This window comes from Peribacillus simplex, from assembly GCF_001542915.1.
In the GTDB taxonomy this organism is placed as follows: domain Bacteria; phylum Bacillota; class Bacilli; order Bacillales; family DSM-1321; genus Peribacillus; species Peribacillus simplex_B.
On record NZ_LNNH01000027.1, the window covers coordinates 37,816 to 52,740 of the forward strand.

The 14,925-nt window shown below is 44.3% G+C and carries 12 protein-coding genes; 7 read left to right on the top strand and 5 right to left on the bottom strand.

What is annotated here, in order from left to right; translation table 11 throughout:
* The first annotated feature begins 2 nt into the window (after positions 1-2).
* On the top strand, positions 3-2,852 hold the full coding sequence (locus AS888_RS13625) for a YhgE/Pip domain-containing protein (protein WP_155645493.1): 2,850 nt from the start codon (positions 3-5) through the stop codon (positions 2,850-2,852).
* 53 nt (positions 2,853-2,905) lie between these two features.
* On the opposite strand, the gene AS888_RS13630 is transcribed toward AS888_RS13625, so the two are convergent.
* From AS888_RS13630 to AS888_RS13645, 4 genes are all read right to left on the bottom strand, one after another.
* Positions 2,906-3,253 (bottom strand): ArsR/SmtB family transcription factor, encoded by a 348-nt coding sequence (locus AS888_RS13630; RefSeq protein WP_061142705.1) that lies wholly within the window; start codon positions 3,251-3,253, stop codon positions 2,906-2,908.
* On the bottom strand, positions 3,254-3,682 hold the full coding sequence (locus tag AS888_RS13635; RefSeq protein WP_061142706.1) for an SRPBCC family protein: 429 nt from the start codon (positions 3,680-3,682) through the stop codon (positions 3,254-3,256).
* Between the two features lie 112 nt (positions 3,683-3,794).
* Positions 3,795-4,241, bottom strand: coding sequence for a DUF6376 family protein (locus tag AS888_RS13640; protein WP_061142707.1), 447 nt, complete (start codon positions 4,239-4,241; stop codon positions 3,795-3,797).
* Positions 4,242-4,273: 32 nt separating this feature from the next.
* Positions 4,274-4,879, bottom strand: coding sequence for a protein kinase family protein (locus AS888_RS13645; protein WP_061142708.1), 606 nt, complete (start codon positions 4,877-4,879; stop codon positions 4,274-4,276).
* Between the two features lie 577 nt (positions 4,880-5,456).
* Between AS888_RS13645 and AS888_RS25105 the strand changes: the two genes are divergently transcribed.
* A complete protein-coding gene (locus AS888_RS25105; RefSeq protein WP_081092445.1) occupies positions 5,457-8,543 on the top strand; it encodes an SH3 domain-containing protein in 3,087 nt (1,028 codons plus the stop codon).
* 71 nt (positions 8,544-8,614) lie between these two features.
* On the opposite strand, the gene AS888_RS13655 is transcribed toward AS888_RS25105, so the two are convergent.
* Entirely contained in the window at positions 8,615-9,058 is a 444-nt protein-coding gene (locus AS888_RS13655) for an Rrf2 family transcriptional regulator (protein ID WP_061142709.1), read from the bottom strand.
* A 282-nt stretch (positions 9,059-9,340) separates the two neighbouring features.
* Here AS888_RS13655 and AS888_RS13660 point away from each other — a divergent pair, with 282 nt between their 5' ends.
* The 5 genes from AS888_RS13660 (at position 9,341) to galU (ending at position 14,756) form a co-directional block, all read left to right on the top strand.
* The gene (locus tag AS888_RS13660) at positions 9,341-10,030 is read left to right on the top strand and encodes a DsbA family protein (protein WP_260320204.1); all 690 of its coding nucleotides are present in this window, start codon (positions 9,341-9,343) and stop codon (positions 10,028-10,030) included.
* Between the two features lie 3 nt (positions 10,031-10,033).
* Entirely contained in the window at positions 10,034-10,456 is a 423-nt protein-coding gene (locus AS888_RS13665; protein ID WP_061142711.1) for a disulfide oxidoreductase, read from the top strand.
* 243 nt (positions 10,457-10,699) lie between these two features.
* Complete coding sequence (locus AS888_RS13670) at positions 10,700-11,341, top strand: NAD(P)-dependent oxidoreductase (RefSeq protein WP_061142712.1); 642 nt, start codon at positions 10,700-10,702, stop codon at positions 11,339-11,341.
* 510 nt (positions 11,342-11,851) lie between these two features.
* The gene (locus tag AS888_RS13675) at positions 11,852-13,591 is read left to right on the top strand and encodes a phospho-sugar mutase (protein ID WP_061142713.1); all 1,740 of its coding nucleotides are present in this window, start codon (positions 11,852-11,854) and stop codon (positions 13,589-13,591) included.
* Between the two features lie 277 nt (positions 13,592-13,868).
* Positions 13,869-14,756, top strand: a complete 888-nt coding sequence (galU, locus tag AS888_RS13680; protein ID WP_061142714.1) for a UTP--glucose-1-phosphate uridylyltransferase GalU — start codon at positions 13,869-13,871, stop codon at positions 14,754-14,756.
* Positions 14,757-14,925: the final 169 nt, after the last annotated feature.

The following is a 14,925-nucleotide window of genomic DNA, read 5'->3' on the forward strand; positions in this document are numbered from 1 at the left end:
ATATGCTTAAACAAGAATGGAAGCTTTTCCTAACGAATAAAAAACTGGTGGGTGTCGCCATTGTTTTACTATTCGTTCCGATTATTTATGGAGGATTATTTCTTAGTTCCGCCTGGAACCCGTACGGCAAAACAGGTAATTTGCCTGTAGCCGTCGTGAATAATGATGTGAAGGCAGAATATGAAGGGAAGACCTTGACGGTCGGCGATGAGCTTGTCGATCGGTTAAAGGACAACGACGATCTGGAATGGCATTTCGTTTCGGAAGAACAGGCGAAAAAAGGATTCAAGGATGGTACGTATTATATGGTCGTGACGATTCCGCGTGATTTTTCGAAAAATGCGTCAACCGTTATGGATAAGAAGCCTAAGAAAATGAATTTAACGTATGATGCGAATCCTGGACGCAGTTTCGTTTCTGAAACGGTCGGGACCAAGGCAACGAATAATTTGAAAACGGAGATTGCTGAAAGTGTCACAAAAGAATATGCGGAAGCGATTTTCTCGCAGCTCGGAGAAATCGGGGATGGTTTCAGTGAAGCAGCGGATGGGGCATCGAAATTGGATGACGGCGCCGAAAAGCTTCATGATGGAAACAAAGCAGTGACAGACAATCTGAATAAATTAGCGTCCAGTACATTAACGTTCAAGGACGGGGCGAATAAGCTTCAAATTGGCGTTGGCAAGTTTTTGGACGGTGTTCATAAACTGGAAGGCGGCGCAACGGAATTAAACAAAGGGATAGCCCAATATACGAATGGAGTCGGGCAGCTCCAAACAGGTGTTAATGAACTAGCATCGGGTACAGGAGAGTTAACGAACAACAGTGAGGCGTTGATGCAAGGCTCTTCACAGCTTTCGAATGGATTGGCCAAAGTGGTCCCGGGAGCCCAAAGCTTGAATAATGGCTTAGCGGAAGCACAAACCGGCAGTGCCAGTCTGAATGATGGCTTGAATCTATTATCGGAAAATGCAAGTCAACTGACGGATCAATCGACAGGCATTCCAAAGTTGGCGGAAGGCCAAAGGAGCTTGAATGATGGAATTACCAAGCTGTCGGAGGGAAGTCAGGCGTTGAATGATGGTTTGAAAAAACTGGATGGCCAATTGCCTGCTGGTGAACAGCTAAGTCAGCTTACACAAGGACTGGCAAGCATCCAAAACGGCGTCAATAAATTGCAAGAAGCGATCCCGGCAGGAAGCAGCACGTCCGGCACCGTATCCAGCATCAAGAAGGATCTTGAGAACAGCCAAGCAGCACTAACGCAGCTTCAATCATCCATTGCGAGCAACGGACAAAGCACAATCGATGCCGTCAAAGGAACGGAAGCTTACAAAGGCATGACAAGTGAACAGCAATCCGAATTACTCGGGGCGATTCAAAACGAAGCGCAGATCCAAGCAGGATCCCAAAAGGAAATTGCATCGGCGCTTGCAGGCAGCATATCCGATTTATCTGCACAATTAACGAATCATGTGATGCCAGTATTGAATGGTTTAGGTCAGTTGCCGGAACAAGTGGCAGCCTTGAATAGTGCTGTGAATAAAGTCAATCCGAACGCGGTTTCAGCGTTGAATGGATACACGGCCATAAAGGATTCACTGGAAAATCAGTTCATTCCGGGTGCATCGCAATTAAATACAGGTCTGTCGGAAGCGGTTAATGGCAGCAATCAATTAACGGAGGCAACCGATAGCCTAAATGAACGAACACCGGAACTGGTGAATGGCATCAATCAGCTGGCACAAGGCGGTTCGTCGTTGAATAATGGCCTCTCGAAACTAACTGAGGGTTCTGGTCAATTGGTAAATGGGGTCTCCCAGCTCCAAACAGGCTCGGCAGCCTTTGGAAGTGGTTTAGAAAAGTATACGTTCGGCGTTAAAAAGGTAGGCGAAGGGGCGAGCAAACTGGCCGATGGCGCCAACGAACTGAATGCCAACTCAGCCGCCTTGAACAATGGATCGTCCGCACTTGTTGAAGGTACAGAACAATTGGCAAGCAATCTGCCGACATTAAGCAATGGTGTCATCCAGCTTGCTGATGGTGCAGGTAAGATTAATGAAGGTTCATCGAAACTAGCAAAAGGGTCAAATAAACTGGGAGATGGCATCTCCTCACTGAAAGATGGAACGAAAGAGCTTTCGCAAAAATTAAGCGATGGTGCGGAAGAAATAAACAGTAATGAAACATCAGAAGCTAATTACAGCATGATTGCTGAACCAACAAAGGTTAAAGAACAAAAAATCAGCAAGGTACCGAATTATGGCCATGCCCTGGCTCCTTATGTATTGTCTTTAGGATTATTCGTAGGTGCGATTGCCTTCAACATGGGCTTCCCGACAGGCATGCCGTCCACACGGCCTACATCGGGGGTGGCATGGTGGTTCAGTAAATTCACCGTGCTATTCATTCAAGCAACGATTTCGGCATTAGTTCTTGATGCAATCATGATCTGGGGAATGGATTTACAGGTCGAGAGCTTGGGGCAATTCATCATCGTTTCAATCTTGACCTCCCTGACCTACATGTTCCTTGTAACCTTCCTGACCGTAGCCTTTGGAAATCCTGGTCGCTTACTAGCGATGATTTTCCTTGTATTACAGATAGGTGCAAGCGGGGGAATGTTCCCTGTCGAGCTAATGAATAACTTCTACAGGGCGGTTCATCCGTTCATTCCGATGACGTATTCCGTCATGGGCTTCCGTCAATCGATGAGCGCGAGCCTTGGAGCGGATGCATTGACCTCCAGTTATCTTTTCCTTACTGGGTGCATCATTGTATTTAACCTGCTCTTGTTGCTCACTTTGGTTATTCGCAAGCGCAAAGAACAAACGATCGAAGTTGAAGCATAATAATAAATGAGAAAGCCCCCGGAGCCATTGTGCCGGGGGCTTTAATTTCCTATCTATTCTTCGACCTTCAGTCCCTTTTCCTCGGGATTTTCAACCACATGCTTAAGGATGGAGAGTTTGTTATCCCAGAATCGTTCATAAAATGAAAGCCATTCCTTCAATTCGTTTAAGGGCTCGGGCTGAAGCCGAAAGCGTTTCTCTCTTCCTACCTTCCGCCCGCTGACCAATTCAGCTTCGGATAGAATATGAAGATGCTTGGCAATCGCCGTACGGCTCATCGGAAAATGAGAGGTGATGGCCGAAATGGGTAATTCCCCTCCAGCAAGCAATTGCAGGACTTTCCTGCGGGTGGGGTCGGCCACAGCTTGGAATACATCATATTTTTCTGCGGAAGAGGTCACTTAGCCCTCAACAGCCTTTTTAAGTCGTTCATTAACGATTTGATCCCACCCATGCGCCATTCTATCGCGGACAACCGAGCTTTTTTCATTCGCTTTCGGAAGAATCGATCCAGGCTGCTTCCACCCGCCATGGATCAGGGTGAATTCAGTTTTGCCATCCTGCTCTTTTAAATGGAATGAAACGATCCAACCGTCAGTATCCCACGAGAAAGAGAGGCGATGTGGGGCATCTATCTCCAATACCTTACATGGAGAGGGGCCAAACGGTGATTGTACATGGAACTCATGTCCCACTTTCGGCTGAAAATCATTCGGCATGAACCATGAAGCGATCCCCTCGGCAGTCGATACTGCATCCCAAACCTTTTGGATCGGTGCTTCAATAATGACGGTCTTCTTGACATCCTCTAAAGTATGCTGCTTTTCCATAGTGACTCTCCCTTTTAACTGTAATGTGAAACCTTTTGGTTTTTCTTTAATGATTATATAAAACCATTTGGTTTCATGTCAACGGTTTTCACTGGAGCGATCTTTCCTGGTTTTATTCATTCCCTATTTTTTCAATTTGTTCCGATAAGCTCGTTATTTGATCGATGGTTTGCATGATTTCCGATTCTTCCAATGCTTTAGGATCGATTTGGCCTTTTTCAATATTATTCAGGTATAATTCAATGCCATCTGACAGCTGCTGATTTGAAGCAACGATTTTTTCATGGATGGTTTCGGCGATTTGAGGCGGCTCAATTGCATTGAATTCTTCAATCTCCGTTTTCAGCTGCTGCAGCTCTTTTTCAAGGCTTTGCCTTGCTTCGGTATTCGTGACGGCATCTTGGGCCAATGCAGGTAGCTCATTGGCAAATCCCTTAACGGTATTCACATACTCCGTCGCATTATCTGCATATTCCAAGGATGAATGGACTTCCCCCAAAAGCGAGCACCCGCTTAAGGCAAGGATGGAAAGAAAAGCGATCGCGATTATTTTTTTCATAAGTGCCTCCTGTGTGATTTTATTCGGATCGATTAAATGGGTAAGAATCTTTTTTTATAAATCGCTGCAATCGAATTCAATATGAAACCGGGAATTCGTTTCGGGAAAAATGACTTTGAATAGAAAAGGTGAAAGGCGCTTTTCAAATCATGCCACTGATTGCAGGATTTAACCTGCTTGAACCTTGCTACATCGATGATTTTCACCTTTTTTTCGGAAGTGATGAAGATGTTCCTTAAATGGATATCCGAAGGGTTCAATCCTTCTTTTCTTGCTAATTGCAAAGCATGGTCAATTTCCTCAATATTTTCTTCCGTTATCGGGATCCCTAACGTCAAACATTCAAAAAGGGTGTTGCCTTCGATATGATCGATGACCAGAAAATTCAGTCCGGCAGCATATAGAGTTGGGTAATAATCAATGGATTGAACGGTTCGATATATTTCGGCTTCCACTTTAGCTGTTTGAATTTGGTCCGGGAAAAAAACCTTTAGCGCTTTATTGGTGGAATGTATCCGGAATACATAAGCGCTGCGGCCCTTGCCGATAAGAGTTAGGGATGGGTCGGCATCAAGCAATGAATACTTCTTATCATCGGAAATCTTGACGCTTGCTGCTAAATCATTATAGTTCTGCATACTGTTCACCTCTAATGTGCAAATTTCAAATCAAAAAAGACGGTATGACCGATTATTGGTCATACCGTCTTTTAAAAACCAAAAGACCTCACCAAATAATCGGCAAGGTCTTGCAAACAACTGGAATCAGTTGCCAATAAAGCCGAGGATAAAATCCTGTATTGACGACTTTATTGTATAGCTACTCCCCTTAACAGAAGGATTCTTATAAATTTATATATAGTAATTATATAGTTTATGGGCTTCACCCGTCAAATATGAGGAATGATGGGGTGACCTCGCAACTTTATTCAATGCATATGGCCTATCACGTAATTAATTATTCTAGTATATCATTATGCGCGGCATTAAGCCACGGGTTACCTTTTGTAACATCAATATATTTCAAATATTACTGTAAAGTTACTTAAATGTCTTTTAGTTTACTAATATGTTAAAACCTAAGCAATTACCCGGTGGTTCCAAAGAATTGTGTTATATTTTCAATGAATAAGTACATATACCTATATTATTATATCAGTATTAACCGATATTTAAATAAATGTTAAAAATATAATGCTTTAGTAGGGAGAATGATATGAAGAAATTAATTATACCAACTTTCTGTTTTGCAGTATTGTCGACAGTTGCATTCGAAGAAAAAATATCTGCAGCTCCACTACATGCAGAACAGACCAATGTAGATACAGGCGTCATGTATGTAAATGTAAATTCCGGTTCACTCAATATGAGGAAATCGGGAGCGGAAAGTGCGAGTATAGTTGCCAAGCTTTCAAAAGGCACGCCGGTAACGATTTATTCGGAATCCAAGGGTTGGACGAAGATCAAAGCCAATGGTAAGGAGGGGTATGTCAGTACTAAGTATTTATCGGCAACGAAGCCAGGGGCTTTAACTAGGACCGCCGTAACGGTAAAGACGGTGACGAAATATGTGAATGTCAGCACGGGTTCCCTCCATATGCGGAAAAGCGGGACCGAAAGCGCAGCCGTAGTTACGAAGCTGACGCGTGGCACCCAGGTTACGGTTTATTCGGAATCCAAGGGTTGGGCGAAAGTAAAAGCCAATGGTAAAGAGGGTTACGTCAATGCCAAGTATCTCTCGGCAACGAAACCGAACCAGGCAGCCCAATCTTCCGTCACAAGTAAGACGGCAACAAAATATGTGAATGTCAGCACGGGTTCCCTCCATATGCGGAAAAGCGGGACCGAAAGTGCAGCCGTAGTAGCGAAGCTGACCAGGGGCACCCAGGTAACGGTCTATTCGGAATCCAAAGGATGGGCAAAGATCAAAGCCAATGGAAAAGATGGTTATGTCAATGCCAAGTATCTTTCGGCAACGAAGCCTGATCAGGTAACCAAAGCCGCCGTAACTGGAAAAACGGCGACGAAATATGTGACGGCAAGCACGCTCAATATGCGAAAAGGCGGTAACGTGAGCTCCAGCATCGTCACCATGCTTTCAAAAGGGACACAGGTGACGGTTTATTCGGAATCGAAAGGTTGGGCCAAGGTCAAGGTCAATGGAAAAGACGGGTATGTCAGCACCAAATATTTGTCGGCAACGAAGCCAGCGACAGGATCGGCAGAAACCACCCAAAAAACGACGACGAAATACGTGACGGCAAGCACGCTCAATATGCGTAAAAGCGGGTCGGATAGTTCAAGCATTGTCGCGAGGCTTTCAAAAGGGACGAAAGTGACCGTTTATTCGGAATCGAAAGGTTGGGCGAAGGTCAAAGCCAATGGAAAGGACGGGTATGTCAACACCAAATATGTATCCGCGACAAAGCCGGGAACCGCTCCCAAACCGACTGCCCCTGAAAAAACGACGACGAAATACGTGACGGCAAGCACGCTCAATATGCGTAAAAGCGGGTCGGATAGTTCAAGCATTGTAGCGAGGCTTTCAAAAGGGACGAAAGTGACCGTTTATTCGGAATCCAAAGGATGGGCCAAGGTCAAAGCCAATGGAAAGGACGGATATGTCAGCACCAAATATGTATCGGCGACAAAACCGGCAACCGCTCCCAAACCGACTGCCCCTGAAAAAACGACGACGAAATACGTGACGGCAAGCACGCTGAATATGCGAAAAAGCGGCAGTGAAACCGCAAGCATCATCGCCAAGCTCTCAAAGGGAACCGAGGTAAAGGTCTATTCGGAATCCAAAGGATGGGCGAAGGTCAAGGCCAATGGAAAGGACGGCCATGTCAGCACCAAATATTTAACGGCGACAAAACCGGTAACGGACTCCAAGCCGGCGGTCCCTGAAAAAACGACGACGAAATATGTAAACGTGAACTCAGGGACACTCAATATGCGGAATAAGCCATCAGAAGACGCTTCGGTCATCGTGAAATTGGCAAGGGGTGTAGAGGTGGAAGTCATCTCGGAAGCAGATGGCTGGTCCAAGGTTAAAGCGTATGGCGGAGAAGGTTACGTCAGCACGCAATATCTATCAACAACGAAACCTGGTTCCACACCGGAAAAACCCGGACAGAATCCAGGCGGTGAAGTAACGACCATCACCAAATATGTAAATGTGAATGATGGCTCCAGTTTGAATATGCGTTCAAGCGCATCGACGTCCGCTACTATCATAGCTACGCTAGTAGATAAAACGGCCGTAACCGTGTATTCGGAAGCAGATGGCTGGTCAAGGATCACGGCTAACGGAAAAACGGGTTATGTGAGCACGAAATATTTAACTGAAAAGGCACCGGATGTTCCAGGGAATCCGAATGACTCGGTCATCAAGATCGAAAAAGAGTACAATCTTACAATGGATAAGATGGTGCAAATTCAAATGGCGGCAAATGCGCAAACAGATAAAGCGTACAAAACCTACATACGTGAGGATGGCTTGTCTCTCGTAAATTCAACCAAAGGCACCGTCAAAGGCTCCGGTTGGCGCGTAAGGGGCGGAGCTGGCCCCAATTATTGGGTGGTCGGGGATGTAAGCAATAATCAATCGCTGACGATTAAATCAAAAGTCAAAGGCTCTGACGGGTACTACTGGTATGAGGTGAGCTATAACAAGACATGGGTGAATGCTAGTCCGGAAGACATAGAATATAACCTGAATCCCAAAAATTTCGTCAATGACCCAGTTCATTCTTACCAGTTCGTCAAGCTCTCCCAAGTTACCAATATGAATGTCTCCGAAGTGAATGATAGAATCCTTTCAGGCAAAGGCATACTGCAAGGACAAGCTGCGACCTTCACTTCCGCAGGGGTAAAGTATGGAGTCAATGAGATTTATTTGATTTCGCATGCCTTGCTGGAGACAGGGAATGGCACGTCACCGTTGGCAACAGGAGTGAAGGTGAACGGGAAAACGGTCTATAATATGTATGGAGTGGGAGCTTATGACGGTACAGCTGTCAGCAGCGGTGCTCAATATGCCTATAATGCCGGCTGGTTCACGCCGGAAGCGGCCATTATCGGCGGCGCCGAATTCATCGCCAAAGGCTACATCTCCGCAGGGCAGGATACGCTTTACAAAATGAGGTGGAACCCTACGGCAGCAGAGAAGTATGGCTATGCGTCACACCAGTATGCCACTGATATTGGCTGGGCAACCAAGCAAGTGAAACAGATTTATAATCTATATAGTTTATTAGATTCCTATAAATTGACGATTGAAATTCCTAAATATAAATAAACGATCTTCATAAAAAAACACATGAGTCGACCTCATGTGTTTTTGCTTTTAAATTGAAAGCCCGGAAATCCTCATTTGGAATTGCTTTGCTTATCCTTTTCGATGATCTCCTTGACGACATCCTCGATCGTGACCGCGCCCAATGCTTTTTCCAAGGCAAGTTCAGCGACTGAAAAGAGCGGCTCTATCGCGTCCTGTATATTTCTTCCAACAGGGCATGCCGGGTTAGGTTTTTCGTGAATGCCAAATAATTCTTTATCCTGCATCACATTAACGGCATGATAAACATTGAGCAAAGTAATCTCGGACAGCTCCTTTGCCAATGTAGCTCCCGCGATGCCAGGCCTGACATTCACCAAGCCTGCAGTCTTGAGCATGCCGGTAATTTTCCTGATTAAGGCGGGGTTCGTGTTGACACTCTTTGCAATATAATCAGATGTGTTAATGCATTCCTTATTTATTTCTAAAAGAGATAATATATGGATTCCTACGGAAAAACGGGTACTGATGGACATCTTGTTCTCTCCTTTAAAATCTCGATTCCTATATAGTATAAATTATTTAACATGTAATTCAAGTAGTTACAAGTTATAATGATATTCAATCACGTCCGCTGCCATAAATAAAAGGTATGTTAAATTGACAAACCATCATGGTGAAACTTATATTATACCGTGTAAATCAATCAGTTACAGGTACGCGGCAAATGGAAAGGGGGAACTGAAATCAGCCTTAATGGAGTCCAAGGGACCTGTATAAGGAATTTTAAACAACTATAATAGCTATGGAGGTTCATGATGTCTAATAAAAAAAATAAGAAACAAAAACAATCATCTGCATTCACGTTTTGGATCATCGGGTTGGTGGCTGTAATCATTATCGGGTTCATATTCCTGGCTAACGGGAAAGAAGAGGATACGGCCGCTTATGAAATCGATTATAAATCACAGCCTTATTTAGGAGATAAATCAGCCCCTGTGCAAATTGTTGAATTTGGTGATTATAAATGTCCAGTGTGTAAAACATTCGAGGAGAAATTCTTTCCATCGATCAAAAGTGAGTTGGTCGATACAGGAAAAGCGCAATTTTATTTCATGAATTATTCGTTCATTAATGTCGATTCCACTAGATCCGCTAAATTTGCGGAGAGCGTTTATCAGGAATTAGGAAATGAAACCTTCTGGAAGTTCCATGAGCTATTATTCAGTAAGCAGCCCGATGATCATAAATATGAAAAAGAAGACATATTCACCGATGAATTCTTAGAAGATACATTGAAGGAAATCGCAAATGAAGCTGATGTGAAAAAAGTGGTCACCTCCTTTAAAGCAGGCAAATCCGAAGATCACTGGAACAAAGATATGAAGACTGCCGAAGAATTAGCCGTAACCGGCACACCTTCCCTATTCGTCAATGGCAAGAAGTTTGAGGGGAACACGATAGATGATCTAAAGAAAATGGTTGATGAAGCTGCGAAGGAGAAATAGTCGATGAACAAATCGCTATTATTTGCTTGGATAGTATCCATCATGGCCACTGCGGGAAGTCTCTACTTTAGTGAAATCCTGCATTATGTACCTTGTACCTTTTGCTGGTACCAACGAATCTTGATGTACCCACTCGTCCTATTATTAGGCCGGGCCTTTTATGAACAAGACCTGAAAATCCACCGATACATCCTCCCCCTGTCCATCTTGGGGATGCTGGTATCGGGGTATCACTATTGCCTGCAAAAGATCCCCGCCCTGCAGCAATTCGAAATGTGCCAAAGCGGCGTCCCGTGCTCAGTCGACTATATAAATTGGCTAGGATTCATCACGATTCCATTTTTGGCCTTTATCGCATTCACGCTCATCACCATATGTATGGGAGTGCTAATGAACACAAATCGGAAAAACGAAACAGCAGCATGAAAACCGCACCATTCCTTGTGGAAATGCCTCCACAGGAAATGGTGTTTTTTTATTGATAAAATACGAACGGGAATAGCCATAAATCGCCGAAACTGGCGAGTATATCAACGAAATCCGCAATTATATCGCCGAACATATTTCAAACTAACATTTGACAAAGGAGTAACCTGTAACTTATATTATTACTTGTAATAAAAATGATTACATTTAAGTTATTTCAACCAATCATAGGAGGAATCTACATTGAAAATAGCGATCATAGGTGCAAGCGGAAAAGCAGGAAGCATGATTTTAAATGAGGCAAGGACTAGAGGACATGAAGTTACGGCGGTGGTCAGGGATGAAGCCAAAATTCAGGATCAAACGGTATCCATTTTGGTCAAAGACATATTCGAGATCCAAGCGGACGATTTGAAGCAGTTCGATGTGGTTGTGAATGCTTTTGGTGCAGCTCCAGGGAAAGAACATTTGCATGTGGAGGCAGGGAACATCCTGATCGATGCCCTCAAAGGCGCGCCTCAAACTAAATTGATCGTTGTCGGCGGTGCCGGAAGCCTTTTCGTTGACGAGGAGAAAACGACACGTGTTCTGGATACGCCTGAATTCCCTAAAGAGTACTTTGCCACGGCGTATAATCAATCCAAGAACCTGGAAAGATTGCAGCAGGCAAGCGGCATCCAGTGGACATTCATCAGTCCTTCCGCCTTCTTTGATCCACAAGGGACGAGAACTGGTCAGTATGAACTTGGCAAAGACAACCTGCTCGTAAACTCTAAAGGCGAGAGTTATGTAAGTTATGCCGACTTCGCCATTGCGGTACTTGACGAAATGGAAACTCCGCAGCACATCAATCAACGCTTCACCGTTGTCGGCGAAGCGAAATAATATAAGTCGGACTTGGCCGTCGCGTCCCTGTCTCCCGATATATGCTTTATATGAGACAGAGGCGATGCCCAAGTTCACCCTAACCATTGATGGAACCTCCCCAATTTCAAACTTTCAATTCATGAACAAAGTAGACGTAAGAATCCGAACTAGACTTCCGTTAATTCGTCCTGGACGCTCAATAATTCGTCCCCCATCCGCACTAATTCAACCTAGACGTCCAATAATTCGACCTACACCCGATTAATTCGTCGCCCATCGGAATAATTCGTCCCAGACGCCAACAATTCAACCTACACCCCCCACAACAATTCGTCCTATATCACACGAATTCTTCCTTTTCTCCTGGCCGTCCGGAGTTTTTATGTTGAAAATATTGACTGTTGCCCATTTATTGCTGATAATATAGCGAAGAAAGTCCTATGTACGGCTTTTTTTATGTGGTGGTTTTTAGTAGAATTATCTGGTTTTTCCAATAGGAAACTAGAAAGAAAGAAGGACTGTGTGAAGATGGATTGGAAACGTTCCTACAACTCATGGGTGAATTTCGAAGGCCTTGATGAGGAAATGAAGTCATTACTTACAATGATTAAAGATGATGAGAAGAAAGTTGAAGATGCGTTTTATAAGAACTTGGAATTCGGCACAGGCGGCATGCGCGGGGAAATCGGTGCAGGCACGAATCGGATGAATTTATATACGGTTCGCAAAGCGACATTGGGATTGGCGCATTATCTCCTGGAAATCGGAGATGAAGCAAAAGACAGGGGCGTGGCAATCGCGTATGATTCACGCTTTAAATCGCCTGAATTTGCCATGGAGGCAGCGAAGACCTTGGCTACTGCAGGGATAAAGGCGTATCTATTTGATGAGCTAAGACCGACTCCAGAGCTATCCTTTGCCGTTCGTGAGCTGAATGCTTATGCTGGGATCGTGATCACGGCTAGCCATAATCCACCCGAATACAATGGCTATAAGGTATATGGGCCAGATGGCGCGCAACTTCCGCCGGCCACGGCTGATAAAGTCATTGGATTCGTCAATGCGATCGAAGATGAATTGACGATATCGGTGAAGGATGAAGAGACCTTAAAAGCGCAGGGGCTGATCGAGATGATCGGTGAAGAAATCGATGCCGCTTATAATGAAAATTTACTTACTGTCCCGGAAAACAAGGACATAAGTGAGCAAGTCGATGTGACGGTCGTATTCACGCCGCTTCATGGGACGGCAAATAAATCGGTGAGGCGGGCTTTGCAGGATCTGGGATACGACAAGGTACATGTCGTAAAAGAGCAGGAATTGCCTGATCCCAATTTCTCGACAGTCAAATCTCCGAATCCTGAAGAGCATGCCGCATTTGAAATGGCGATCGATTTGGGCAATAAGGTATCTGCCGACCTGTTGATCGCTACCGATCCCGATGCAGATCGACTCGGAATCGCAGTTAAAAATAAAGCTGGCGAATATGTGGTGCTTACAGGCAATCAAACGGGTGCGCTCATATTGGATTACCTCTTAAGGGAAAAGCAAGCAAAAGGGACGTTACCCGAAAATGGCGTGGTCTTAAAAACGATCGTGACTTCGGAAATCGGCCGTACGATCGCAAAGGAATATGGGTTGGAGACCGTAGATGTATTGACCGGTTTTAAATTCATCGCCGAAAAAATCAACGATTATCGGGAAAACGGCCAGCATACCTTCCTATTCGGTTATGAAGAAAGCTATGGCTATTTAATCAAGGATTTTGCTAGGGATAAAGATGCGATCCAGGCAGCCATCCTTGCGGTTGAGGTTTGTGCTTACTATAAAAAGCAGGGCATGGATGTATATGAAGGGCTGATCCAAATCTTTGAAAAGTACGGATATTACTTGGAGGGGCTTCAATCGTTGACCTTAAAGGGAATCGAAGGCGCCGGGCAAATCCAGGGGATTCTCGATCAATTCCGTCAAGATCCTCCCAAGCACATTGCCGGAAAAGCGGTAGTGGTCCAGGAGGATTATCAAAGCGGCTTGAAGCTGACGATGGACGCTGATACCGAGGAAGTGATTGATTTACCCAAATCAAATGTAATCAAGTATTTCCTTGAGGATGGTACATGGGTTTGCCTACGTCCTTCCGGGACGGAACCGAAAATCAAATTCTACTTCGGCATCCAAGGAGAAAAAATGGAAGAAGCCGAGTTGAAACTGAAGCAGGTAATGAATGCCTTCATGGCGAAAATTAACGGAATCATTAACGGAGCGTAATGCAGCCATATTACTGAACAAAATGAGGCCTTTTCCCGATATCCGTTCGGGGAAAGGCCATTTGGCATGCTGGAGCAAACCCGACCGGATCGGGATATTATTGTAAAGACGGATGTTAATTTTGAAGAAATTGGTATATAATAGGTTGATGTGAAAGTGGTTATATTTGACTGAAACATTTACAAAAAGCGAGACTATGTTACTATGAATAATGTATATGGTAAACTAGTTATCATATGGACTGGTGAAAAAGTTATTACGAAGGAGTTACAAAAGAATGAAAAAAGTTAAAAAGGCGATAATACCTGCAGCGGGATTGGGAACTAGATTCTTGCCAGCTACGAAGGCGATGCCTAAAGAAATGCTTCCGATAGTGGACAAGCCAACTATTCAATATATCATAGAAGAAGCCGTGAAATCGGGAATCGAAGATATTATCATTGTTACAGGGAAGAACAAACGGGCGATTGAAGACCACTTCGATAATGCCTACGAACTAGAGAACAACCTGCGCGAAAAAGGAAAATTCGATTTATTGGAGAAAGTGCAATATCCCTCCAATCTAGCCAATATCCATTACATTAGGCAAAAAGAACCTAAAGGGCTTGGGCATGCTGTATGGTGCGCACGTAACTTTATTGGCGATGAACCATTCGCCGTTCTTTTAGGTGATGACATCGTACAAAGTGAAGTGCCTTCATTGCGTCAATTAATCAATGAATATGATGCAACGGGCTCGTCCATCATTGGCGTTCAGCCCGTGGATGAGAAAGAAACGCATAGGTATGGCGTCATTGACCCGGTTACCCAGGAAGGCAGAAGGTACGAAGTGAATCGTTTCGTTGAAAAACCGAAACAAGGAACGGCGCCTTCCAATTTAGCGATCATGGGAAGATATATTTTAACCCCGGAAATATTCGATTTCTTGGAAACGCAAGAAACAGGAGCTGGCGGCGAAATCCAGTTGACGGATGCGATCCAAAAATTGAATGAAATCCAAAAAGTATTCGCCTACGATTTCGAGGGTAAACGCTATGATGTCGGAGTGGTGGATGGCTTTGTGAAAACGACCATCGAATTTGCGCTGCAACGCCCTGAATTGAGAGATGACATCATCAAGGAAATGGAAAATATACTAAAAATGCATAAGGCAGCAACCAAATAAATTTATTTATATGGATCCAGGAGGGAAAAGCCAGCTATGATAGGCTTTTTCCCCTTGTCCATAAAAGCCCTTGGGATTACTATACATTGAGTATACAGAATAATCAGTTATATGGTAGCTTACCATGAAGAAGAATCGAACCGGTCCATTGGGAATGCGTGGGCAGTTT